We start from the raw sequence: 26,416 nt of genomic DNA, 5'->3' as shown, positions 1-26,416 counted from the left end.
ATGTACAATTGATTGAAATTTATAATCAATTAATTAGACGATTTAATAATCAACAAATCTTCTGTTTAAAGAATTATATAGAAAATCAAGCTATTTACTTGATTAAAATTATTAAGGAGGGATGTACCTCAAAAAAATAAAAATTATTTAAAGATGAAATATTTTTTTTCAATATTATTCGTTACTGTTTTGTTTTCTTGCAAAAACAGTCAAAATACTGTTTTAAATCCTTCAACTAAAGCAGCGTATGGAGTAGTAGATGTATATGCAAAAGAGACTCAAATACCTGCAACAGTAAAACCGTTATTGGATTTGTGGTTGCGTGATACTTTTGTGAAATTAGGAAATGACGGGTATTATTACTTGACAGGAACTATTGGTATGGAAGGAAGAACAACTTCAAGAGATTTAAGTCCAGGTTTACAAATTTGGCGATCTAAAGATTTAAAAAAATGGGAAGATCTAGGCATAGTTTGGTCTCTGGATAAAGACGCAACTTGGCAAGGTGAATTTGATGTTGTTAAAGGAGGGCCTAAAGAAGATTTAAATCAAAACTTAATTGGTGAAAAAAGAAGAACCTTGTGGGCTCCAGAAGTACATTATATCAAAAGCCAAAAAACTTATTTTGTAGTTGCCTGTGTCCCTGAAAATCCTAATGGGAATGGTTCCTATATTTTAAAAAGCACAAGCGGTAAAGCAGAAGGACCTTATGTTAATATTAAGGATAATGAGAAAGGACCTATTTTTCCACGAATTGATGGAAGTCTTTTTGAAGACGAAGATGGTACTACTTATTTTATTGGACATAACCATGAAATTGCTAAAATGAAGCCCGATATGAGTGGGTTTGCTGAACCATTAAGAAAATTTAATGAGACCAAATACGAAACTGAACCTTATATAGAGGGTGCTTATATTGTAAAAGAAGGAGGGAAATATCATTTGATACAAGCTATTTGGAGTGTAAGACAACCTGATGGTACGTTTTCATATAATGGCTTAAATCCTTACAAAAACAATAAAGTTCGTGAGCAAAATTTATATTCTTATGATGTTGTAGTAGCTTCTGCTGATAATATTTATGGACCTTATTCAGAACGATATACTGTTGCTACTGGGGGAGGTCATAATAATTTTTTTAAAGACAAAAAAGGTAATTGGTGGAGTACTATGTTTGGAAACCCAAGGGGAGATTTAATGAAGAGACCTTTTGTGACTCGTGCTGCAATTTTTCCAATCAAGTACAAAGATGGAAAGTTTAGTATTGATGATAATAGGTGATTTATTATTAATTTATAAAATATTACTAGCTGAAGCCGTCTCAAAACATAATTTGAGGCGGTTTTTTCATATGTGTTTATTTGGTCTGATTTTTTGATTTTTCTAAAACAAGCAAAAATTGTCCTTAAGCGGCAATTTTCTTTCTTAAATTATGTCCTAAAGCCATTAATCCGAACTCTAATTCTACTTTTTCAAGTCCTTTTAGAGAAAATCGTCTAAATCCATTGTTATGCTTGAGTTGAGCAAACACTGGTTCTACATCGGCGGTGCGTTGTTTTCTTTTTTGGATCCCTGTTTCACTTAGTAGTAACTCTCTTGTTCTTTGTTTGTGTCTTTCAAGGTTGTGGTTTCGCTCAATGCTTCTGTTTCCTTTGGCTTTAAAACATTGCCCTCGCAGTGGGCAACTCTCACAGTTCTTTGCTTGATAATGACTCAATGATTGTGTGTGCCCTGCTTCGGTGGTACGCTTGCTTTGATGGGTTTTGTGCATTTTTTGCCCCATTGGACAGACATAATAATCTTCTTCTTGATTATAATAGAGATTTTCTTTGCTAAATGGTTTGTTCTTTTTTTGATAGTTTTTGTCTTGCTCTTTGTCAAAAGTATTGTATTTTACGTAAGCGGTAAGCTCTTTTTCTTGCAGATAATCGTAGTTTTCTTCACTGCCATAACCTGCATCGGCTGTTATTTCTTTCAATTGCTGAAGTGTTTCTTTCCCAAAGGTTTTTTCAAAATTTTCTAAATGAGGTTTCAGGGTTTTGGTATCAGTTGGGTTTTGATGAATGGTATAATGAACGATGATTTGATTCTCGGTTGATATTTGGGTGTTATAAGCCGGTTTGAGTTGTCCGTTTCGCATATGGTCTTCTTTCATACGCATAAATGTGGCTTCTGTATCGGTTTTACTGTAGCTGTTGCGTTCTGCTAAAATAGCTTCTTGTTGTTCGTATTTTTCTAAATTGGCTACAAAATTATTTTTGATGTAGCGTAATTTGGCTTTTGATTTGGAGCTGGCTTTTTCGTTTCCAGAGAGTTTAGCGTCTATTTTGGCTACTGTTTGCTCGATTACTTCTTTATTGATTTCCTTGAACTGGGTTGGCTCTGGATCAGGGTTGTCATCATTATCAATACTTTGGGCATAATTCCATAAATCTTCTAACTGGGTAAGCATTTTAGCTTTGTTGGTTTTAATACTTTTGCCCCAAACAAAAGTATAGCGACCCGCTTGGGCTTCTATTTTCGTGCCATCAGTATAGATTTGTTTGAGCGTAATTAACCCTTCTGATGCCAACATCAACACTACTTGTTTGAAGATTTCTTTAAAACTGTCTTTTAGTTTATTACTCCTAAAACGGTTAATGGTATTGTGATCGACAATGGTCATTGAGGTTAACCACATAAAGTTGATATTCTCACGAAGAGCCAATTCTATTTTGCGAGAGGAATAAACATTGGTCATATAGGCATACAACATCACTTTAAGCAACATCTTTGGATGATAGCCTGGATTACCTTCTTTGCTGTAAGCTTTTAAAAGTGGTTGGATGTTAATCGACTCCACTACGTAGTCAACTACTCGAACAGGATGTTGCTCGGGAATCAAATCGTCAAACGAATAAGGTAAAAGCACCGTTTGTTGTTGATTATAATGCTTGAATTTCATATTTAATATCTGTAAATCAATACTTAAAAATACGAAATAACCTATACAAAAACAAATGTAAGCATAAAAAAACCGCCTCAGTTTTGAGACGGCTTCATTTTTTTATTTATAAAAGCATTTCAAAAAGTTCAGAGAAAATTTTGATTATAAATAAGTCGAAATTTTAAAAGTCAAAGGTGTAAAAACTTCGATAAAAAAGATGAAATTCATTAAGTTGAATCGTTTTTGTGTAATTTTAAAACACGACATTTAAGAGTATTCATTACTTAATATATTAATTTGTTTTAAAAATGACACTGTCCCCAAAAGTGTTTAATCGGAGCCTTTTTTCAAAAATATTGAATATCGTTTTAAAATGAAAAATGACCGAAATTGAATTTCAAAATCGGTCATATTAGAAATCTATTAATAACTATATTAGAGAAAAATAACCTTTTCTCCATATAATTTATGATTATTATGGTTTTAATGAAATTAAATAAATTTCATTTGTAAGCATCGTTATAGGGCCGATAGTTTTTGCTGTGCTATTCCAAGTACTTGTTACTGTTGTAAAATTAGTATCGGATGCTTTTTTCACAACAAGATTTGCAGATGACGAAAAGGTTGAGCCATCAACTCTTAATGTTATGTTATTTGTATTGGCAGATTTACTCCATATAACTGCATAAAAAGCACTAGTTCCTCCTAAGGCAAAACCATTAATTCCAGCTGGAAGCCCTGTTAAAGGTCTTCTTTTGTTTGAAGTATTGTTAAGCCAAGAATGTATTTTCCATTGTAAGTTATTAGCATTGGTTTGAGTATTGTCATACATAGCGGCATAAATTAAATTAGCATCATCCATCAATAGCTTTTCTCCTTTCAAATAATCAATCATTCCTTTACTTGTAGTTACTGCTTCTGAAATAATCCCATCACAACATTCTTTGTGCCAATGACCACGGTCAATTATGATTTTGGTTCCTGAATAGGTTTGATTATAGCTATTTAATGCCGAAATGGCACTTGCTATAGCAGTTGGCTCTCCCCATCTGTAAAACTGAAAAGTTAAGTAATCTACATCTACTTGTTTTAATTTTAATCGATCAACAGCATATTGATATAATCCATTGGCATCTGATGGAAGTTGAATACCTCCCACTTTTGCACCACCAGCTTTTAAACCAGCTGCAATAGGTTTCCAGTAATCAACAAAACGATTAATGTTTTCTTTTTTAGTTGCATCAGTAGTAGGTACTTTTGTTCCTAATGTATGCGTAGGTTCTTGATGCCCAATCCAAATAGAATGATAGTTAGCCCCTAATGCTTGATCAGCAGCTAATGCCCATTGTACATAATTGTCTTGAAAGGCTTGCATAGATGCACCTGTTGTAGGTAATGGTACATAATCCCCATCAGAGGTAAAATAGGATGTATCTAATGGGTATAATGGATTTGATGTATTATCTGGTGTGCCAGCAACTTGATTGATGATGACAAAGCCTTTGTTCTTAGCGTAGTTTCTAATATTGGTATAATCTGCTTGTTGTCTGTTTTTATAAACGGTTCCTTCTTTATAAAATTCGCCATTTCCAAGTTTAGGCTCTTTATATAAGTTACGGATTCCATTAATAGCTTTAAAATTATTTGTTGACATTAGATCCATTACCGTTTTTGGGTTAGTATTAGTATCTACAAAACCACCGTTTCCTCCTAGAGCCATTCCTCTTAAATAATTAATATCAGGGCCACCACTTTGTGTAAGATTGGTAACTATAGTTTGATTGATTACTGATACGTTTAATTGCTCCATTTTGCTATTAATAGCACTTTCTTGAGTAATAGATTTGTTGGTCTCTAGTGATTGTTTTGTGTTCTCGGTTGTGTCTGTACAAGAGATAAATGTTGTTAAAATGAATAGTAAAGCCAACAGTTTTGAATGTAGCTTTAGTTTAGGTTTGTTGTTTCTTAACATAATTTTGGTTGATTTTAATAGTTAATTATTAGGTTCATCTATTAACAGTATTTCTGATAATAGTTTGTGTTATAATTAAAGTGGTTATCCTTCAATTATATTTAATAAATTTCCTTAATTAAGAATGAATTGATAATCAACATTGTGTTTAATTATAGGATAATTGTTGATTTTTTCTTTCTTAACCAAATAAATAATTCCTTGCTCCTTAAGATTAGTACTAATTCTACTCAAGGATTTTAAATATTAAATAAAAAAGCAGTAGTAAAGAAACACTTACTACTGCCTAAAAAATATTAAATCTGGATTGCTTTTATTTTTTGGAAGCCTCAAACTCTGGATACACCAAAGGATTTTTATTCCCTAGACCTGAATTGTCATTACCTAAAACCCCACCGTTATATACAAAGTTTAAAATCCATAAAGGAGATTTGGCGTTGAGTATTTTAGGTTTGTCTTTTAATGTGTTTTGTAATCCATAAGTGGCTATGGAGACATTGTTTTTTTTGAAAGAGGTTAGAAAGGCATTAAACCACTGTTTAGGATACCAACTTTGACTATTAAAATAGTCCATTAAAATTTCAGGTTTAATTGGGTTTTTATCAATTGCTTTTTGCTGAACAAGATTTAACCATTCGTAAAGTTTCATGTCTGAAGGATATCCATTTTGTGTTCCCCATAATCCTAAGGATTCATTGCTGTAGGTTTCAAAAAGACGCACTATAGAAAACTCTGTACAGATTATTTTTTTAGTTATTTTAGCCTCATTTCTAATGTAAGCAGGATCATCATTTGCTTTTATTAATTCATTAGTATGGATGTGTAAATCAATACCATCTACTAATGGGTTTTCTTTAGTTATTTTTATTATTTCAGCTACAATATCATTTTTTTGCAATTCACTTACACGGTTTAAGGCCCCTGTGAATATTTCATAATTCCAATTTTGACTAATTTTTAAATCATTCGAAAGTGTAATGATTTTATTAGTAATGGCTCCTAATTTTTTAGCATCTCCATTTGGGGTTTCCCACATAGGTTCGTTACCTACGACTAAAATGTTAATTTTATTACCTAAATTTTTCTCCGTCAAAAAGAGTTTAATGGCATTTAACAAATAAGTTTCTTCCATTGAATTTTCCTCTGGAGCGCCAATTTTTTTAAATTTGAAATCAAGTTTTAGGCTTAAAATTATTTTATATCCTTTAAGGTTTGTTAAAGGGCTAATGTCAAAATTTTTGATGGCTTTGTTATTTACTCCAGTTACTTTCCCATTTTTATCTACGGTCAAAAAATAACGAGGGATATTTACAAAGCCACGAACCCATTTTACCTCAGCTTTGGAGAGGAGAGATGGATCTATATTTTCAATATTCTCATTAAAATTAGCACCTATTTGTTGTGCGAAAGCTGTTTGTAACGACAGTATAGAGAATAGCAATAGTGTGATTTTTTTCATTTTATTTTCATTTTATGGGAAAGTCTTCCGTTTTTATAATTGGTGTATTGTATATTTTTTCTGTGTCTCCTTGTGATTTCATCCATTGATGTAAATCTTTTTTCATTTTATCTAAAACCTTTTTGTATTTCGGATTTAGAGCCAAATTGTTTTGTTCCAAAGGATCCTTTATCACGTCGTATAATTCTTGTGTTGGTCTTTGATGGTATTTCATGACCACTTCCATAGCTTTTTTGTCTCCAGCTGCTTTTTGATACCAAGAAGTCCAATAAGATCCAGCTCCGTCTTTTTTCAATAAATCAGAATGATTGGTATGTAAATAGTCTGTGTGTAAATTTAAAATATAATGGTATTGAGAAGTTCGAACACTTCGAATTGGGTAAACATTCATTTTACCATCACCCGTATGAGTGGTATAAATTTTTTCCCTGAAATTACTTTTTTTACCCATGAGTACATCCGTAAATGGTTTTCCATCCAAGTCTTTAGGTACTCTACCTTTAGCAATATCAATAAATGTTGGGAAAATATCAACCCAACTTACCATCGCATTGGTTTGTGAACCAGCCTCTATTTTTCCTTTCCACATCATAAGTAATGGTGTACGAATACCAAAATCATACAAATTCCATTTCCCAAAAGGCCATTGTGCTCCATGATCACTACTAAAAGCAAAGATAAGGTTATCTTTAAATTGCTGTTCGGCAATGTCTAAAATTTCGCCCATTTCTTTGTCCATACCCGTAACATCGGTATAGTATCTTGCTCTTTCTATTCGGGTTTCTTTTGTGTCAATAAAATAGGGGGGAATAGTCACTTTATCGGGATCATAAGTGGGTACTTTTATCCAGGGTACATGTGGTCTTCGATCGCCTACTAGTAAACAAATAGGTTTTTTAACCTCGTGAGTTGCAAAATATTCTTTTACTTGTTTTGCTAAATCTACTTTTGGCTCACTGTAAAAATTAAATCCAGCAGTAGTATTCATTTTGTCATGGGCTACTTTTCCAAAACCAATTACTTCGTATCCTTGATCTTGTAAATATTGCGTCATAACTTTTATATCTTTGTGAGGGTAAGAATGGTTTACTTCGGCACCATTTCTAGCTGGCATAAGTCCTGTAAGTAAAGCAGCTCTACTGCAAGCACAAGCAGGAGAGGCAATAAAAGCATTATTAAAACGCATCCCTTCTTTTGCTAATTTTTCCATAGTAGGTGTTTGAACTTCTCCAGTTCCAAAAAAAGAATTATCCAAATAACCGGCATCATCAGCAATGTAAAAAACGATATTTGGTTTTTCTTGAGCAAGTACTGTTGTCAAATAGAATAAATGACAAAAAGTAAGCCACACCAACTTCACTAATTGATTTCTCATCTTTTTTATTGATTTTTTTTAGAGGTTAATTTTTTAAACAATTCAATTTCATTTTGGTTAAAAGGTGTGCCATCTGTTCTATATAAGTCGTGAAACCACACTTCTGGTTCAGGAAAGGCTTCGCCGGGTTTTACGACTTTTCCTTGTGCTCTTTTTTCATTTACACTAATGTTTTTACCGTCTTCTCTGCGGCTAGACCATGGCCACACGGTACCGCTTTTTCCAGATACAAAGCCCCAATTTACAGCTCCAACATTGTGTTTTTTTAATACGGGTAAAATGTCTTCAACTGTACTTCCTTGAGTGCGCGCTAACCATTCAGTCATAATAATTGGCCTGTCTTCAGTTTGGTAATCAAGGATTAATTTTTCGATGTTTTCTGCATTTTCATAACTATGAATTGATATAATATCTGCATTTATGCGGTTGATTTGTATGTTGATTTTACCAGCACTACCTGCAGAAGTTGCTGTTATGGGTTGTGAAGGGTTAATTTCACGAGCCCATTGCCATGATGCATAAACTAATTTTTTTGAGTGATCATTAAGACTTGTTTTTTTATCGGAACCATCTAAATTGTTTCCTCTTCCAGGTTCGTTGTATAATTCCCACATTAAAATCCGTTTGTCATTTTTGAAATGAGAAATAGTTTCTTGAATATATCCTTTTAGTAGAGCTACTTCTTCTGGAGAAGCTTCATCATTTGCAAATCTAACTGCAATTTCTCTGGCGGGTGAATTTACCCAGCCGGAGTTGTGGTAGCCTATTACAGGCAAAGGTTGTACTCCAAGTGTGGGATTCGGGAAGTGACAATCGTCAAAAAATACAAAAAAGGGACGGATACCGTGTTTTTTTGCAATATTTAAAAATTCATCTATACGTTTGTAGAGTCCTTTTTTATCTGATGCCCATACAAGATCGTGTAAAAATACACGCATGGTATTCATTCCCATATTCTGAGCCCATACAAATTCTTTGTCTATTGTTTTAGGATCCCACGTAGAGGCTTGCCACATTTCGATCTGATTAATAGCAGTTGATGGTAAATAATTGGCTCCCACTAACCAAGGCTGTTTGGCATACCAATCTTTTGCTTTCTGATTTGTCCATTGTCCTTTGACTGGTTTGGAGTAATCTACTTCTTGAGCAAATGAACTTGATGATATTGCTATAAAAGTTAGTAAAATTATTAATTTATTCATTGTCAGGTTGTTCTGTTTGCGTGTTGGTTTTATGGATTTTGCCGTGTTTTTTGTAATTAACAAGTGATTAAAATCCAGTTTGAATTAGAATCAAATTTTAGAAAATGGTTTAATTACGAATTTGATAAAAAAGTTTAATTGTTTTCTAATTTTGGTAGATTGTTCCACCATTTCAATAGATTTGAACTTAATTTTTTAGTTAGTTTTGGTTTTTGTACTGTAAGATTTAAAGTTTCGTTTTTGTCATTAAGAATGTTATATAATTCGGGTTCGCTTCCATCGTGGTTGAGTAATAGCTTCCAATCTCCGGATCTAATTGCTAAGTTTGGACTTTTGTCTTTGCCGTCAGGGTAGTTAAAGTTTTTTACATCTCGACCATATTCCCAATACATGTCTTTTTTTCTTTTAGCCGTTTTTCCAAAAAAAATAGCACTGCGATTTTCTCCATCACTTTTGTAATTTTTAGATAATTTAAGACCAGCCATTTCAGCCAGTGAAGGGAAGAGGTCGGTTGAATTAATAACAGAAAGTGTATCAAGTTTTTTTGCAGGAATATGACGAGGCCATTTGATAATGAATGGCATTCTTGTTCCACCTTCATAAAGAGAAAGTTTAGAACCTCTTAACCCATTTGCTCTTGTGCCATTAAAACTAGGTAAAGGGCCATTGTCACTGGTAAAAATAATAATTGTATTATTTTCGATACCCAAAGATTTGATTCCGCTTAGGAGTCTGCCTATTTGTTTGTCATATTCTTTGAGGACCAATTTAAAAGTAGCTTCTTCTTTTGGATTTAATGGGAACTTACCATTGTATTCCCCCTCCGTTTTCGGTACCCATGGCGTATGAACATCATCAGGCCATAGATTTATAAAGCAAGGTTTGTTTTTATTGGCTTTTAAAAAATCTAAAGTTTTGTCAACAAAGTATTTAGTTCTTTCCCAGCGTTTTACACTATCTGTTTTGGCCCATATCCAATTTGATGAAGTCAGTAATGGATCAGGATCAGGGCTTTCCCAAGTACTATTATACGCATCAAAACCATATTTCTTGATACTAGGAGCATTGGTAACATCACGTCCACCTCCCATGTGCCATTTGCCGAAATGCCCTGTGGCATAACCCGCATTTTGAAATACACGAGCTATTGAAGGAGCATTTGGATCTAAGAAATCTGCTTGTTGTGCGTTTTTGTTTGCTTTTGTAGTATTTAAAAAATTAGTAAAATTCCATTTTGCAGGAAACATTCCCGTAAGTAAACTTACTCTTGAAGGTGAGCATATTGGTGATGCGCTATAATATTGGGTATATCTACTGCCTTCAGCTGCGAGTTGGTCAATATTTGGTGTCTCGACAAATTTTCCGCCATAACAGCTAATGTCACTAAATCCCATATCATCGGTTAGAATTAGGATGATATTTGGTTTTTCTTGAGCAGCTAATTGATAACACAGTAACTGAAAAAAACAGGCTGTAAATAGTCTTATTTTTTGTTTAGATATCATTTCGTGTATTTTTAAAGTCCCATTTTTTTTGCCCATTCATTCCATTTTACAATCATTTCATTTGCTTTTTTTGGATTGTCTGAAAAGATATCTTTTGTTTCAGTTTTATCATTAGAAAGGTCATATAATGCCCATTTTTCTTTGGCCAAAGCAACAATTTTATAATCTCCAGAAATTAATGCTTTTCCGCCTTGATGCTCAAAAAATAAATCATCATAATTAGTAACTGTTTTTCCTTTCATGATTGGTACTAGGCTATGACCGTCTGTTGCAGTAATTTGATTTCCTTTATACACCTTAGGGTAGGGTACATTTGCAATTTCTAAACAAGTAGGCATAATATCCATTATGTGGGCAAGAGAATAGTTAATCCCTTTTTTTATTCCAGGCCCAGTCATGATAAATGGCGTTTTGGCACCCCCATTATAAGATTCTTTTTTCCAATATCTATAAGGACTGTTGAGTGCATTAGCCCAACCACTACCAACGGTTGTATAAGAAATTGAGCTGCCAATTTTATCAATTTCGGGACTATCATATTGTAACGGAGTTCCGTCACGTAAAGCTGAAGGTCTGTCATATCCCGGTTGATATCCTGGAGTATTCAGCATTTCAGGCGAAGCACCGTTATCAGACATAAAAAAGATGATGGTGTTGTCATACTGATTGTTTTCCTTTAATTGTGCTATTAAACGACCGATGCCTTGATCAACTTCATCAATCATGGCTGCATGAGTTGCCATACGTTGCGCAAAACTCTTTTTTTCTTCTGCTGTTAATGTATTCCATTTTATGGCTTCTTTTTCCTCTTTTGTATAGGGGTAGTCTTCTTTGGTAATTATTTTTTTAGCTAAAAGGCTTTCATATCTTCTTTTTTTGAGTGCATCCCAGCCATCTATATATGTTTTTTCATATTTTTTGATGGTTACCGCTGGTGCTTGAACGGGCCAGTGTGGAGCATTGTAGGCCAAGTACATAAAAAAAGGTTTTGTATCTTTTTTATAGCTGTTTATGTATTCGATGGCTTTATCAGTGAAGGCATGAGTGGTATAATAATCTTTGGGTACATTTTGAACTGCTTTTACTCCTTCAACCAAAGAAAACGGATCGTAACAATTTACTACTCCCCAGATTACACCATAAAATTTATCAAACCCCCTACGAGTTGGATAGGTGTCAATGGCTGCAAAAGTAGTGTCTGGAGTATATTGATGGTTTAGCCATTTTAAGTGCTTTTCTTTGTCTTTTAAAGGATTAGCTTCAGATAAATGCCATTTACCTACCATTGCTGTATGGTAGCCATTTTGTTGTAAAACTTCGGCAATAGTTGCACCTGATTTATTTAAACTTGCACCATTACGCCTTAATCCAACTTTGTGTTGGTACTGTCCAGTCAATAAAGAAGCTCTAGTGGGACAGCATCTGGAATCATTGTAAAAATTGTTCATGACCATACCTTCGCGTGCGAGTTTGTCAATGTTTGGGGTATGAATCTCACTACCATAGCAGCCTAAGTCAGAATAGCCCATATCATCAACCATTACGACAATAAAATTGGGTTTCTCTTGAGCATTTAGATTGAAAGTAAGTAGAAAGAAAAGATAGGTTATTTTTTTTTTCATATTTTCAATCGTTAAGGTTACTTCTGGCTTGTATTTCAATTGTGATTCTCTTGGTGTTAGGAGTTACAATTTTATTGATTTAATTACTAAATATTAAGTAACATTGTAATTAAATATAGCATTTTTGTCTATTTTTTAAACGCATAGATATCATATTATAATAAAAGAAGTTCTTCATGTAATTTTATTGTTGTAAAGAATAAGTTTATAATTATCAAAGTAATTAAATAGTGACTTTGTGAAATTATACTGTGTTGTAAATATTTATAGAATTAGATATTATTGATTAAAAATGTGAGTATATTCTTTCTGTAGTGTCTTTTTCAATTATCCAATTTCTGAACCAGATTCTTTATTAGAATCATAAAAGAACTTATTATTTGATGTAAATAATTTTTTATAATCTTTAAATTAAAATTGTTACTTATTTGGTTGTATTCCCATTTAATAGTTTGAAGACTTTTACAGTTTGGATAACGCTTTTTTGAGTTTTTCATAAATAAAAAAAGTTTATTGAAACGAATTTCAATAAACTTTCGGAAACATCATATTTTATAATGCCTCACAGCATTTTTATCAACTATTTTAGATTACTAGATAAATCGATCTTAAGATGATGTGGAGCTTTTTATCATTTTTGATTGTTGTTGTTCTCTTTTTGTAAATAAGCTGAAGGTGATAGACCAAATTGATTTTTAAAGACTCTACTAAAATAATTGGGGTCATTGTATCCTGCTCTATAGGTGACTTCTGAAATTGAAAATCCCTGTTTCAAGAGATTAACTGCCACTTTCAATCTGACTTCTTTGATATAATCGGAAGCATTTGTATTCATTGCTTTTTTCATTTTTAAATGCAATAGCGATCGACTAACTCCTATTTTACTAGCCATTAATTCAATGTTGAAATTGGGATCAGAGAAATTTTCTTCAACCATATCTACTACTGTTTTTATGAATTCTCGTTCCTGATTATTACTGACTTTTACATCTTCTGTTTTATTAAATTGATTTGAAAATCTACTTTCAAGGTTTTGACTAGAACGCAATAAATTTCTAACTAATAAGTCTAATTCGACTAAATTAAAAGGTTTGGTTATATAGGCATTTGCTCCCAATCCTAATCCTTCTAATCGATCTGTTTCTTCTGTTTGTCCAGTTAGAAGGATAAAAGGGATGTGTGAAGTTTTTAAATCCGATTTTAATTTTTTACACAGAGTAAGTCCACTTAATACAGGCATTTTGACATCAGAGATGACAATATCGGGTATTTTTTTTTCAATTTTATTCAATGCATCAGCTCCGTTATTAGCTGTTGTTACTTTAAATTTTTGAGAGAAATGTCTTTGTAAAAATTTATTTAATTCAACATTGTCTTCTACTATTAATATTCTTAATTCGTTATTGATTCCACTTTCATTATCTTGCAAGGCTTCATTTGTGTTCATTTCAATTGATGAATAGTCATCCTTAATTTCTGAAATTTCATAAGTTTCAATTATTCCTGAATCTGAATTGTGCTTTAAATACAAAGGAATTGTAATATTAATTGTTGTTCCTTCCCCAACTTTTGAATCGATATCGATACTTCCTTCTAAGAATTTTGTAAGACTGTGAACCAAAGTTAGCCCTATTCCAGAACCTTCTTTTTGCTTCGAATTGTTATCTTGATAAAAGAAAGGGTCAAGTATTTTCTCGATGATCTCTGTTGTCATACCTATACCACTATCTTTTACACATAATGTAAGCATACTTCTGTTTTTCTCATCGAGATTACTACTTATATTTGTTTTAAGTTCAATGTATCCTCCCTCTTTGGTGTTTTTTATGGCGTTTGAAATTAAGTTGTTAATTATGGCTTCGACTTTATCTACATCAAAAAAACAGATATATTCTGAATATCCATTCTTAAGGTGATAATTAATTTTTTTGCTTTTTAGTAGTGGATAAAAGGCCTCGAAATTCTTTTTGATAAACTCAATAATATTTCCTTTTTTTAGTTCGAGTTCAGCATGATCTGTTTCAATTTTGCGAAACTCCATTAGTTGACGTACTAAATGTTGTAATTTACGGGCACTTTTTTTTACGGAAACGAGTTCTTCTGGTAATTCATTATTAGAATGTTTGTTTTGAAAATAACTTTCAACCGAAGCAATAATTAGTGTTAAAGGCGTTTTGAACTCGTGGGATATAAAGGTGAAAAAGTTGAGTTTATGATTGTTAAGCTCCTTATTTTTTTCTTTTTCAATTCGTTCTAATTCGACAGCTAGTTTTTGTTTGTGAATAATGCCAACAATATGGGTGTAAAAATAGATAGATGCTATAATTAGTATTAAGTAAAAGCAATATGCCCAATTACTTTTCCAGAAAGGAGGATTTATAGTAAGTACTATGTTGCGTTCGTTAGTTCCTTTTGAACTAGGAAGGGTTCTTACTTTAAAAATATATTTTCCTGGTGAAAGGTTGGTATAAGTTGCAGCATGTTTATTGCCTACTTTGTTCCAATCTTGTTCAAATCCTTCTAAAAAGTATTCGTAGTTGTTACTACTATTTGACTCAAAATCTAAAGTGGTAAATTCAAAAGTAATGACATTATCGGAGTATTTTAGTGTTATTTTTTTAGTCAAGTCTATGTTTTGTTCTAAAACCCCGTCCTTGGTTATCGGAACATCTTTGTTGAATAGTTTAAATCCTGTAAGTCTTATTTCAGAGCTCTTATTATTAAAATTGAGAAGGTCAGGATGAAAATAATTCAAACCGTATATAGAACCGAAATACAAATAGCCCTCCCTGTCTTTAAAAAAGGATTTGAAATTAAATTGATTAGTGGATAGTCCTATTTCTTTATTGAAATTGAAAAATTCATGTGTTTTAGGATTATATTGGGTAAGACCATTATTGGAAGTAATCCAAATAAAACCTTTGTTGTCTTCGATTACACCATAAATATTATTATTTGGCAGTCCATCTTTTTGTGTTATAGCTTTAAAAGTTCGTTTTTTAGTGTCAAAAACTAGTAAACCACCATTTAATGAGCCAAACCAAATATTGTTTTTTGAGTCTTGAAAAGCACTTACAAATTGATTACTATTAAAAGAAAATTCATTGTTTTTGTCAAAGCTGTAATGAATTAATTTATTGTTAGGTCTGTCATATTTATAGATACCAGAAAATCTAGTGCATATCCAGATGCATCCATTTTTGTCTTCTAGGAGGTCATAAATAAATTCATCACCAAGAATTTGAGGTTTAAATAAGGAAAAGCTTTTTGTTGAACGATTATATATGTTTAGACCTGCCTGTGTTCCTATCCAAAGTCCCTTTTTTGAGTCTTCAAGTATCGAATATACATAGTTGTTTGACAAGGAGTTTTTTGAAAGTATTTCGTTTTTAAAAACTTCAATTTGTTTGGTTTTGGGATTGTATTTATTTAATCCGCCAAGAAAAGTACCAATCCATATATCGCCATTTGTATCTTCTTTTAAAGCATGAATGTTGTTGCTACTTAGACCATCATTATTATTTAGATAACTAAAAGTGTTGTTTTTTCTATCAAATATTGTGATTCCAGAATCTTCGGTTGCTATCCAAATTTTTTTATTTGAATCTTGAATGATATTACTTACTACTTTTCCTGCTATTGTATTTTGACCGGGTAACAATTTAGAGAAACCAATGCCTTTAGGGATAGTGTAATTAACTCCACCAAAATAAGTTCCTATCCACATTATTCCTAAATCATCAAAATAGAGTGCATTAATTGATTTGTCAGACAATTGATTCAAACTTGGGTTGTAGGATTGTCCATAATGTTTAATTGTCTTGTTGTTAATGTTGTAGGTAGTAATGCCAGATCCAGTTCCCAACCATAAGTTGTTATCCTTATCTTCACTTATTTTATTGATTCGGTTTGACTCAATCATTCCGTTAAACACCATGTTGAGTTTAATAAAATCATCTTTTATGGGGTCAAAGTAGAATAAACCTTTTGGTGTTCCAAGCCAAATATTTTTCTTGCTGTCTTTGAATAAAATAAGGTCAGGATAATTAATATTTTCTTCAGTTATTAATTTTATGGAATATTCTTTTATAGTTTCACCCATATCATTCATCAATATCACTTTTTTACCTTTTGCAATCCAATAGATATTGGCTTTGTATTCGCAGATTGATTTTATAAAAGCATTGTCTTTAATTTTTATTGGATGGTCTGATTTATCCAATACAAATAAACTTTTTTGAGTGCCTACAAATACTTTTCCTTTACTAGATTGGTATAGAATTTTAATTGCGTCTTTTTTGTTGTCTCCTAAATTGATACTCTCAAAATTATCGGTGTTTTTGTTGTATTTGTTTAAGCCCAGTGAAGTACCTATATAGAGCCCATTTTTAGTAGATAGCAAACAATTTATTTCGCTACTTTTTAATGCATTTTTATTTGATGAACCATAATAGTTTTTTATGGAAAAACTATTGTACATATTTAAACCTTCTCTGGTCGCAATCCATAGTACACCATCATGTTTAACAATGTCATATACGGTGCTATGAGATATTGGTTTTTCTATTTTTTTAAATTCAATTTTTTGTCCCCAACAGCTAGAAATAAATAACACTATTATAATAATCTGTTGTGTTATAATTGATTTAAAGATTGAAAATATTTTGAACATGATACTTTGTTTTTAGTTTGGACCTAATATGTATTCTTTACAAGTAGTAATGAATACATAAATTGACATTTGTGCTATTCTTTTGGATAAATATCTAGTTGTTAGTTGTTATTTATGATTAGAATTGCATACTGTAATTAATATTAAGAATTGTTAATAATATAAATTATATGTTTTTTAATGTTTTTTTTGGCAAATATATGATTTAAAAAATATAGATATTGTAAAAAAAATGACATTTTGTTTGTTTGTCTTTAATGTTGTTGCTCTTTTTTTTTGGAAATATTTTTTTCCCAGAGTTTTTTAAAAAATTGAAGTTCTTAGAGAAGAGTTTAAACAAAATTGCTTGTTAGTATTTTAAGAGATATGTTTTTTTGAAAGTTTAATATTTTATTTTAAAGAGAAAGTAAGTCAAAAAAAATGATATGAATAAATCAATAGAATTATAGTTAATGAAGAGAATAATTTTAATTGTATTAGGCGTAGTATGTTTAAATGTGTACTCTCAGGATAAGCAAACATATAGCAATCCGATCGCTCCCATTGGTGTTAGGAGTCTTACTGTTCCTAATGTTGTAAAACCAATTTTAGACACTTGGATTCGTGATCCTTATGTGATGTTAGGGCACGATAATTGGTATTATTTAGTAGCTACAACTGCTACGCCAGGCAGAAAATTTACAACTCAAATTCATTGTTGGGATTATAATGATGGAATGTATATGTGGCGATCAAAAGATTTAAAAAAATGGAAATCAATGGGACTTATATGGTCATACGAAAAAGATGCTACTTGGCAAAAGAAAGGCAAACCAGTCAAAGCAGGAGCAACATCAGTAAACGGTGATCCTTTAGAATTTATGTATAGAGCCGTTTGGGCACCTGAATTGCATTATGTAAAAAGCCAAAAAAATTGGTTTATTACTACTTGTCAAAATGGTGGTGCAGGATCGTTTATTTTGAAAAGCACTTCGGGCAAAGCTGAAGGACCCTATATTAATATTGAAGGAAATGAAAAAGGGCCAATTTTTAAAAATATAGATTTGAGTTTGTTCGAAGATGATAATGGCGAAGTATATGCTGTTGGGCATAATCATTTTATTGCCAAAATGAAAGCTGATATGTCAGACCTAGCAGAACCCTGGCGAAAATTGATCGAAACCCCATATCATCCAGATCCCTATATTGAAGGAGTTTATATTGAAAAGAAAGACAATAAATACCATTTACTTCAAACCGTTTGGTCTGTAAAACAAGCTGATGGGAATTATACTTACATAAGGTCTGATGATGTTAAGAATGATTCCTTGCATAGTTATGATGTCGTAATCGCAACTGCTGATACTATCTATGGGCCCTATTCAGAGCGATATCCTGCTATCATTGAAGGAGGACACAATAATATTTTTAAAGATAAAAATGGCGAATGGTGGAGTACCACTTTTTTCAATCCAAAAGGAGAAATGGGTAAAAAATATGATACAACCTGCAGATTTGGTTTGGTAGCTGTAAAATGGGAAAATGGTAAATTAAAACCTGATTTAGAACGAAATGAAGATTTTTATAAAAAATAATAAGTTATTTAAGATAGGAGTTTCATAGATAAGATAAAATTTAGACAAACATTAATAAAAAAGTAAACATGATTAATTTAAGAAAAAGCATTTGTTTTTTGATTCCATTAATGATTTTTTTCATTGCAACTGATAGTGCTGCCCAAAAAAAACCAAATATTATTGTCGTCCTAGCCGATGATATGGGATTTTCTGATATAGGGTGTTATGGGGGAGAGGCAAAAACACCAAATTTAGATGCTTTAGCAACTGAGGGGATGCGATTTAGCCAGTTTTATAATGGTGCGCGTTGTTGCCCAACAAGAGCTTCTTTATTGACAGGCTTGTATGCTCAACAAGCTGGAGTAGGTTATATGACTGGAAAGTTAGGAGCGACGGAAGAATACCAAGGTCATATCAAAAACGAGGTAGCAACTTTAGGAGATTTGATGAAAGATCAAGGCTATACTACGCTTCATGTTGGAAAATGGCATGTAGGTAATATAAAAAATAAAACTATGCCCAAAGATAAGGGGTTTGAGCGCTCTTGGACTACTGAAGGAACTGTTGATTATTGGAATGTAACAAAAGCCTACGAAGATGGTGTTAGTAAAACCATTGATAAAAGTAAAAGTAATTTTCTAACAGATATTCAAGGAGATAAAGCCATTGAATATCTGGATTATAGTAAAACCAAAGACAAGCCGTTTTTTATGTATCTCGCTTTTAATGCCTCACACTGGCCACTCCATGCCAAAGAGGAGGATATTGCAAAATACCAAGGAAAATTTTTAAAAGGTTGGGAAGTTTTAAAGAAAGAGCGTATCCGTAAAATAGATTCTATTGGTTTAGTTAAGGCAATTTCTGATAAAAAATTAATTGATGCTGAAGTACCCAAATGGGCAGATTATCCAGCGGGAGATAAGTTTAAGGGGTATAATGCAGTAACATCTGATAAACACGATCAAGCAGATTGGGACAGGCAAATGGCTGTATATGCTGCTCAAATTGACAATATGGATCAGAATTTAGGGAGGATTATTGCCCATCTTAAAGCGATTGGTGAGTATGAAAACACGATAATAATGTATTTACAAGATAATGGAGCATGTGCAGAGTCAATTGGTAAAAACGATGAAAACCTTCCGGGTACAGCTGAATCCTATATTGCTTATGGCCTTCCTTGGGCGAATTTGAGTAATACTCCTTTTAGAATGTATAAACATTTTGTTCATGAAGGTGGGATTTCAACTCCTTTTATTATTAATTGGCCGGCACAAATGAATAAAAAAATGAAAGGAAGTATCGAAAAAAATATTTCAGGTCATTTAATAGATATTGTTCCCACATGTTTAGATGCTGCAGGAGTTGCAACAGCTAAATTGAATAGCCTTGAAGGAATAAGTTTATTGCCTTTGGCAAAAGGGCAAGACGTTAAAAAACGAACTTTGTTTTGGGAGCATGAAGGAAATAGAGCAATAAGAGAAGGAGATTGGAAATTAGTATCGCGTTATGTTGACGATCACCGTTTCTTTAAATCTTGGGGATGGACAAAAGCACCAAGAAAAAAAGAATGGGAACTTTATAATATTGCTGATGATCGTTGGGAACTAAACGATCTTTCTGCTCAGAATCCTCAAAAAGTTAATGAGATGATAAAAGAATATGAGCAATGGTTTAAGAGAGTGGGGGCAATTGACAGAAAGGAATTGATTGAAGGGAGTAAAGAGAAATTTTAATCGATTATTATCATGATAGTTAATATCCTGATTGTTTCGTTTACTTAAATTAGTATCAAATAAGAATAAAAAAATATTGTAAAGGATAATGAAAAAGACATTTTTGATTTTATTGCTAATAACCTCGTTAAAAGGTTTTAGCCAAGAAGTAAGTAGTCCAAATATCATTTTAATAGTAGCTGATGATGCCGGAATAGGAGATTATGAACCATACAACACTATGTTTTCTGTTGATCCAGCGGTAAAGTTAAAAACTCCCAATATTAAAAAGCTGTCAGAAGAAGGTATGTTGTTTACAAGTGCTTATTCAACAGGGGCTGTTTGTCAGCCTAGTCGTTATTCAATAATGACTGGACTTTACCCCATCAGAAAAGTAATTTCCGGCACCACTTCATCTATCAACGAAAGAATTATACCTTCTAATGTTGAAACCATTGGACAAATGCTAAAGAAAAAGGGGTATCAAACTGCGATGTTTGGGAAATGGCATTTAGATTATCTATATACAGATATAAAAGGTAAAGCTACTACCAGCACAAAAAATGTAGACTTAAGTCAACCTATACCGCTAGGGGTAAATCAGTATGGTTTTGATTATAGCTTCTGGCTACCAAAGGGTGTAAGTGGTGCCGATTTTTTCATTGAAAATAACACAATTGTCAAGTTAAACAAAGAGGTGGACTATAAAGGATCAGCAGCTTGGGAAGGTCATAAAAGATGGGAAATTATCTCCTATAAAAGTGGCGAACCATTAAAAGAACTTAATAAACATGTACTTGGCGATGCTATAGTCGACAAGGCTCTTGATTATATGGAAAAAGCAGTTCAACAAAAGAAACCATTTTTTATTTACTTGCCTCTAATTGCTCCTCATACTCCGCATCTGCCTAATAGAGATGTTAATGGACACCCAGTTGATAAGGGAACTTTTAATAGCTTAGGACAGCCAGCTGATAGGGTACGCCAAAAAATGGTTTATGAAAATGATGTAATCACAGGTCAGATCTTGGAACAACTTGATCGTTTAAAAATTTCTGATAATACCATTGTTATTTTTACTAGTGATAATGGAGGAGGAAAACCAGGAGCCGTAAACGATGGTGCTTCTGGTATTTATAAGGGATATAAGGGCACAGCCTGGGAAGGTGGTACCCGTATGCCATTGATTGTAAAGTGGCCTAACAAAATTAAAAAAGCATCCATAAATGATGCCCTAGTAAGTCAAGTTGATTTTTATGCCACATTTGCAGCTTTACTCAATGTAACACCAAATAAAACAAAAGATAGTAAGAGCTTTTTGCCTGTTTTGTTAGGAAAAGAAACAACTGCAAGAAATTATAATGTAACCGTAAAACATAAAGTAGATGAGTATGCCAACGAAGAAGAAGGAATACGTAATATAGGAATGAGAACAAAAGAAGGTTATAAACTTATTTTGTTCTACAATCAAAAAAACGATACGTATGAACCAATTGAGTTTTATAATCTTAATGATGATGCTTCGGAAAAAAACAACTTAATAGCCAATGTAAAATACAAGTCAATTATAAATGAAATGAAACTTAAATTAGAAAAAGGGATTCTAAGTGTAGGTATGATCAATTAATAAACAAACAGTATTTATTAATAAGTCTAGGAGTTGTAATGAAATAAGAAGAATTGATAATAAGTTAAAATAATAACGAACTATAATTTTTTATGCACTACTGAATTCAAGGGTTATTAATTTTCTGCAAAAGTTATGAAAACCTACACTTAGCTACAAATAATGGTTAAATAAAATGAACTTACAGCCATTTTGGCTAAAAACACTTTTAAAGTAAATTAAATATTATAAAACTTATGAAAAAATTATTATTGCTCCTGTCACTTTACGCAGTTAGTATAGCAATGGGACAAAGCGTAACCAGTACTAAATCGAATTCAGAATTAGAAAAATCAAATAGTATTGATTTAGTGCATCCCAAAGATTTTGAGATTTTAAAAATAGAAAATTTTTCGGGAACTCCTAATGATAAAGGAATTCTGAAATCTTATTCCATTAAATTGCCTGATTTTGAGAAGGCAGTTTATTACGGATCCGACGGGAGAGAAATTACCGGTGTTGTACCCAGTAATCGTGGCTATATGTGGATTTTAGATAACCAGTTTGGGTTAATTAGCGATCCTGTTGTTAAGAAGACAGCAGGTACCTATGGTGGAAAACCAACCTCTACTGGGACATTTTCGGTATTCAAATTAAAAGATGGTAGATACCTCGCTGTACTTCCTTTAGTTGGTGAAAAATCTATGGGATATTTCGATTATAAGAAAGGATCTCTTCCTCAACTTCATGTAGCCACATTTGGCACAGCAAAAGTTGACGGTCAAGTTCCGATTTTGGCTTATGCTATTGGGAATAATATTTACGAGGCTTCCCAAAAAGTTTGGAATAATGTAATTAAGAGTGATTTGAAAGGTATTACTGCTAAACTTAGATCTGAAAAAGTATATCCTGAATATTGGAAATATTTGGGTTGGTGCAGTTGGGAAGAGTATAGAGATATGATCAATGAAAAATTGATGACAGAAGCGATGGAAAATATTTATGCATCAGGATTGCCTATTCGTTGGGTATTGGTTGATGAAGGACCGCAATCCTATCAAGGTACTAGAAAAGACCGATTTAGTGTGGGTTTACATAGTTTTGAAGTTGACAAAAAGAAGTTTCCTAATGGATTGTCACCTTTAATGAAATACAAAAAAGAAGACGGTATAAAATGGATGGGAATTTGGCAACACCAAGCAGGCTTGTATAAGGGTATTGATCCAAATAATACAATGGGTGCAGAAATGAACAAAAATTTTGAAAAGATGCCTAGCGGTAATTATATGGCGAAAGCCGATTTTAAATCGCAGTATGCTTTCTTTGAAGGGTTATTTGGCTATACCAAAGAGGCGGGGTTTGATTTTGTGAAAATTGATTTTCAAGGACCTCAATTTTTAAGCTATAAAGGAAGTGAAAATGCGGTTTACGCCCATACACAAACAACCAAAGCACTAGAGGCTATTTGTAAAGACAATAATTGGGGCTTAATGAACTGTTTTGCAAATGACATAACTTGGGCCTTTAATTCAAGTCAAAGTTTGGTTACCAGAGCCAGTCAAGATTACCGTTCAGGCAAACCAAGTGCGGCTAGAATACAAACCTATCAATGCTATAATAATAAACTTTGGATGGGTAATATAGTATGGGGAGACCACGATATGTTCCATTCGAATGATACCTTGTGTAACCGTATGATGGCGGTATCTAAAGCTGTAGCAGGTGCACCTGTTTATATTTCAGATGCTCCTAAAGAATTTGTTAAAGATGTAATCACACCGCTTTGTTATAAAGATGGGGAGATAATTCGTCCTATTGCACCTGCATTGCCACTACCAGAATCATTTTTTGTTGACCCTATTTATGAAAAAAACATGTATAGAGTTATTGCACCTTTAACAAATGGAGCAGCTAGTATTGTATGTTATAACATTTACGATGGAGACGCACCAACAACACTTAAAGGTAAAATCTCGAAAAAGGATTATGTTAATGCCTCTGCTATGATGCAGCCTTATCCTGGCGAATGGAAACTGCCTAAAGGGGGATTAATTGCTTTTGAATATTACAGTAAGATCGTGTATGATTTAAAGGATGATGTAGATGTTGAATTAACGGGACTAGAGGATAAACTTTTTCATTTATTGCCAATTGAACATGGTTGGGCTATTATTGGTAATACAGGTAAATATCTTTCTCCAGCAACCATTATAGAGCCTAAATTTACTGAAGCTGAAATTTCATTTAAAGTAAAAGAAGAAGGAGAAGTGGCTATTTATTTAAAATCAGGATTACCAAAGTCAGAAGGATTGCAATTTGTAAATAAAGGTAATGGATTGTGGTTATGTAATGTTCCAAAAAATAAAGTGAATACAGTAATTACCATTCTTAAGAAAAAATAAAAACTGTTTTTGACTAAAAAAAATCTTATGATATAGAGCTATGAAACAATAAATAAAATATAGAAATTTTAATGAGAGCTATTTGGAACAAAATAACAAATACAGTTTAAAAATAAGTAGTAGTCAAAATGAAATTATTCTTATTTCAGTCGCTACCTTTTTGCTTCATTGAGTTCATTAAAGAGAAATTGTTAATAAAAGAGTTTAATAACTTGCTATATTTCATATGAAATAGAGGATTTATCTGTTGAAAATTAAAAACGATGATATTGTAAAGCCATCAATCGTTAAGTCTATGTAAAATAAGTAAAATAAAAATTACAAATAAATTTCATGAAAAAACAAATTAGAATAGTCATTGATAAATTATTAGTATTAACTATTATATTATCTTCTTGTACATCATTTGGTCAGCAAAAATCAAGTCAGACTGACAAGCCTAATATCGTTATTATATATTTAGACGATTTAGGTTATGGAGATTTAAGTGCTTATGGAGCCACAACTTTAAAAACACCTAACATTGATGTTATCGCTAATGAAGGAATAAAATTTACTAATGCATATGCAACTTCTGCAACCTGTACTCCAAGTAGATACGGTATGCTTACAGGTGTATATCCTTGGCGTAATAAAGAAGCAAAAATTTTACCTGGTTCAGCTCCATTAATTATTGGAGAGAACCAACAAACATTACCTAAGTTGCTTAAAAAAGAAGGATACCAAACGGGCATTGTAGGGAAATGGCATTTGGGGTTAGGAACTGGTATTGTAGATTGGAATAAAAACGTAACTCCTGGTCCAAACGAAGTAGGTTTTGATGAGTCTTATATTTTGGCCGCAACTCAAGATCGTGTTCCAACTGTTTATATTAAAAATGGTTTAGTAGAAGGTTTAAATTCAGAAGACCCTATTTTTGTTGATTATGAAAAGAATTTTGATGGACAACCTACAGGGTTAGAGAATCCAGAATTGACAACAATGAAATGGCATCATGGTCATAATGGTACCATCGTCAATGGTATTCCGCGTATTGGATTTATGAAAGGTGGAGCTTCTGCTTATTGGTTTGATACTGATATGGCTGATAATTTTTTAGTACATGCTCAAAACTATGTAAAAAATCATAAAAAAAATCCTTTTTTCTTGTATTACGCATTGAATCAGCCTCATGTGCCTCGTACTCCAAACCCTCGCTTTGTTGGTAAATCAGGAATGGGACCTAGGGGAGATGCTATTTTAGAGGCTGATTGGTGTATTGGTGAATTTATGAAAACATTAAAACAGGAAGGAGTTTTAGAAAACACGCTTATAATATTTTCAAGTGATAATGGACCAGTTCTAAATGATGGATACTATGATGATGCTGTTGAAAAATTAGGAAACCATAAGCCAACAGGAAAACTACGAGGAGGAAAATATAGTATCTTCGAAGCAGGTACAAGAGTTCCTTTTATGACTTATTGGAAAGGCACCATTAAACCAGCTGTTTCAGAAGCTTTAGTTTGTCAGATTGATTTATTAGCTTCAATTGCGAAATTAGTTGGTAGAAAAGCTGTTACTACTGATAGTCAGGATTTTTTAAATGTGTTTTTGGGGAACAGTAACAAAGGAAGAAATAATTTAATTCTTGAAGCGACAAGCCGTACTGCATTGAGACATGGAGATTGGTTAATGATTCCGCCATATAAAGGTCCTAGTTACAACCCAGAAGTTAATATTGAATTAGGTAGCTCGTCTGAATATCAATTGTATAATTTAAAGAATGATATTGGGCAAAATCATAATTTAGCTAAAGAAAATAAAAAAAAACTGGAGGAATGTATAAAAATATTTATTAATCTCAGGGGAAAAGATTATAATAAGATTGAAAAATTAGAACTTAAGTAAAATTCTTTTTTTACTAAAAGCAGTACTTAAAGTGCTGCTTTTGTTGTTTTATGTCCCTTAATAATAAATAGAAATGACTATCATCCTTATTGATTAATAAAATAATTATAGTAAATTTAAAAGTAGTATTCAAAAAAAATGGCACATGATTTTGTCAATTTATAATTTTGTTTATGAGTTAATAGTAATTTAGCTATTTTTTTACATAGGTATTGCAATATTCTATGTGAAATTATGTTAAGTTTAATATGTCAGAATTTACAACATGTTATTTGCGGAAATTAAAATTAATTTAGTTGTTTTAAAAATATAATTCTGTCATATTAATATAAACTTATAATCTTTTAAAGGCCTAGCTTTTAGTCTCTCATTTTGGATTCGATTATCAGGATGTGAATTTGATGAGAAAGTTTATTTTGTTTTTGCAAGCTATGTCTTTTTTAGAGATTAAAAACGAACATACAATGAAAAGCTCTTTAAATGATATTTTAACTGAGATAAAAAGCTTTGAGAA

At 32.3% G+C, this 26,416-nt stretch carries 14 protein-coding genes; 6 read left to right on the top strand and 8 right to left on the bottom strand.

Annotation, left to right across the window (positions count from 1 at the left end):
- The first annotated feature begins 153 nt into the window (after positions 1 to 153).
- On the top strand, positions 154 to 1,281 hold the full coding sequence (locus BUB89_RS16745) for a family 43 glycosylhydrolase (RefSeq protein ID WP_083552942.1): 1,128 nt from the start codon (positions 154 to 156) through the stop codon (positions 1,279 to 1,281).
- A gap of 124 nt (positions 1,282 to 1,405) precedes the next feature.
- Here the strand turns inward: BUB89_RS16745 and BUB89_RS16740 are convergent, their stop codons facing one another.
- The 8 genes from BUB89_RS16740 to BUB89_RS16705 form a co-directional block, all read right to left on the bottom strand.
- Entirely contained in the window at positions 1,406 to 2,944 is a 1,539-nt protein-coding gene (locus BUB89_RS16740; RefSeq protein WP_073247188.1) for an IS1182 family transposase, read from the bottom strand.
- A gap of 457 nt (positions 2,945 to 3,401) precedes the next feature.
- Positions 3,402 to 4,736, bottom strand: a complete 1,335-nt coding sequence (locus tag BUB89_RS16735; protein ID WP_141384516.1) for a hypothetical protein — start codon at positions 4,734 to 4,736, stop codon at positions 3,402 to 3,404.
- Between the two features lie 475 nt (positions 4,737 to 5,211).
- Entirely contained in the window at positions 5,212 to 6,357 is a 1,146-nt protein-coding gene (locus BUB89_RS16730; protein ID WP_073247183.1) for a hypothetical protein, read from the bottom strand.
- Between the two features lie 7 nt (positions 6,358 to 6,364).
- Positions 6,365 to 7,732, bottom strand: a complete 1,368-nt coding sequence (locus tag BUB89_RS16725; protein ID WP_073247181.1) for a sulfatase family protein — start codon at positions 7,730 to 7,732, stop codon at positions 6,365 to 6,367.
- A gap of 5 nt (positions 7,733 to 7,737) precedes the next feature.
- Positions 7,738 to 8,934, bottom strand: a complete 1,197-nt coding sequence (locus tag BUB89_RS16720) for a glycoside hydrolase family 2 TIM barrel-domain containing protein (RefSeq protein ID WP_073247221.1) — start codon at positions 8,932 to 8,934, stop codon at positions 7,738 to 7,740.
- 134 nt (positions 8,935 to 9,068) lie between these two features.
- Positions 9,069 to 10,439: a sulfatase-like hydrolase/transferase gene (locus tag BUB89_RS16715; RefSeq protein ID WP_083552960.1), complete on the bottom strand. Its 1,371-nt coding sequence runs from the start codon at positions 10,437 to 10,439 to the stop codon at positions 9,069 to 9,071.
- Positions 10,440 to 10,450: 11 nt separating this feature from the next.
- Positions 10,451 to 12,061, bottom strand: a complete 1,611-nt coding sequence (locus tag BUB89_RS16710; RefSeq protein ID WP_073247217.1) for an arylsulfatase — start codon at positions 12,059 to 12,061, stop codon at positions 10,451 to 10,453.
- Between the two features lie 631 nt (positions 12,062 to 12,692).
- Complete coding sequence (locus BUB89_RS16705; protein WP_083552935.1) at positions 12,693 to 16,733, bottom strand: hybrid sensor histidine kinase/response regulator transcription factor; 4,041 nt, start codon at positions 16,731 to 16,733, stop codon at positions 12,693 to 12,695.
- A gap of 452 nt (positions 16,734 to 17,185) precedes the next feature.
- Here BUB89_RS16705 and BUB89_RS16700 point away from each other — a divergent pair, with 452 nt between their 5' ends.
- The 5 genes from BUB89_RS16700 (at position 17,186) to BUB89_RS16680 (ending at position 25,902) form a co-directional block, all read left to right on the top strand.
- Complete coding sequence (locus BUB89_RS16700; protein WP_073247177.1) at positions 17,186 to 18,307, top strand: family 43 glycosylhydrolase; 1,122 nt, start codon at positions 17,186 to 17,188, stop codon at positions 18,305 to 18,307.
- 68 nt (positions 18,308 to 18,375) lie between these two features.
- Complete coding sequence (locus tag BUB89_RS16695; protein ID WP_073247175.1) at positions 18,376 to 20,025, top strand: arylsulfatase; 1,650 nt, start codon at positions 18,376 to 18,378, stop codon at positions 20,023 to 20,025.
- An 88-nt stretch (positions 20,026 to 20,113) separates the two neighbouring features.
- Complete coding sequence (locus BUB89_RS16690) at positions 20,114 to 21,631, top strand: sulfatase-like hydrolase/transferase (RefSeq protein WP_073247173.1); 1,518 nt, start codon at positions 20,114 to 20,116, stop codon at positions 21,629 to 21,631.
- Between the two features lie 236 nt (positions 21,632 to 21,867).
- Complete coding sequence (locus BUB89_RS16685; protein WP_083552932.1) at positions 21,868 to 24,012, top strand: Sip1-related alpha-galactosidase; 2,145 nt, start codon at positions 21,868 to 21,870, stop codon at positions 24,010 to 24,012.
- A gap of 333 nt (positions 24,013 to 24,345) precedes the next feature.
- Positions 24,346 to 25,902: a sulfatase family protein gene (locus BUB89_RS16680; RefSeq protein WP_073247169.1), complete on the top strand. Its 1,557-nt coding sequence runs from the start codon at positions 24,346 to 24,348 to the stop codon at positions 25,900 to 25,902.
- Positions 25,903 to 26,416: the final 514 nt, after the last annotated feature.

It is taken from the genome of Flavobacterium flevense (assembly GCF_900142775.1).
Lineage (GTDB): Bacteria > Bacteroidota > Bacteroidia > Flavobacteriales > Flavobacteriaceae > Flavobacterium > Flavobacterium flevense.
This window is presented reverse-complemented; position numbering and strand designations above follow the sequence as displayed.

Coding starts and splice junctions, on each gene's coding strand:
- BUB89_RS16745 (WP_083552942.1), top strand. CDS start 154: ATGAAATATTTTTTTTCAATATTATTCGTTACTGTTTTGTTTTCTTGC.
- BUB89_RS16740 (WP_073247188.1), bottom strand. CDS start 2,944: ATGAAATTCAAGCATTATAATCAACAACAAACGGTGCTTTTACCTTAT.
- BUB89_RS16735 (WP_141384516.1), bottom strand. CDS start 4,736: ATGGAGCAATTAAACGTATCAGTAATCAATCAAACTATAGTTACCAAT.
- BUB89_RS16730 (WP_073247183.1), bottom strand. CDS start 6,357: ATGAAAAAAATCACACTATTGCTATTCTCTATACTGTCGTTACAAACA.
- BUB89_RS16725 (WP_073247181.1), bottom strand. CDS start 7,732: ATGAGAAATCAATTAGTGAAGTTGGTGTGGCTTACTTTTTGTCATTTA.
- BUB89_RS16720 (WP_073247221.1), bottom strand. CDS start 8,934: ATGAATAAATTAATAATTTTACTAACTTTTATAGCAATATCATCAAGT.
- BUB89_RS16715 (WP_083552960.1), bottom strand. CDS start 10,439: ATGATATCTAAACAAAAAATAAGACTATTTACAGCCTGTTTTTTTCAG.
- BUB89_RS16710 (WP_073247217.1), bottom strand. CDS start 12,061: ATGAAAAAAAAAATAACCTATCTTTTCTTTCTACTTACTTTCAATCTA.
- BUB89_RS16705 (WP_083552935.1), bottom strand. CDS start 16,733: ATGTTCAAAATATTTTCAATCTTTAAATCAATTATAACACAACAGATT.
- BUB89_RS16700 (WP_073247177.1), top strand. CDS start 17,186: ATGAAGAGAATAATTTTAATTGTATTAGGCGTAGTATGTTTAAATGTG.
- BUB89_RS16695 (WP_073247175.1), top strand. CDS start 18,376: ATGATTAATTTAAGAAAAAGCATTTGTTTTTTGATTCCATTAATGATT.
- BUB89_RS16690 (WP_073247173.1), top strand. CDS start 20,114: ATGAAAAAGACATTTTTGATTTTATTGCTAATAACCTCGTTAAAAGGT.
- BUB89_RS16685 (WP_083552932.1), top strand. CDS start 21,868: ATGAAAAAATTATTATTGCTCCTGTCACTTTACGCAGTTAGTATAGCA.
- BUB89_RS16680 (WP_073247169.1), top strand. CDS start 24,346: ATGAAAAAACAAATTAGAATAGTCATTGATAAATTATTAGTATTAACT.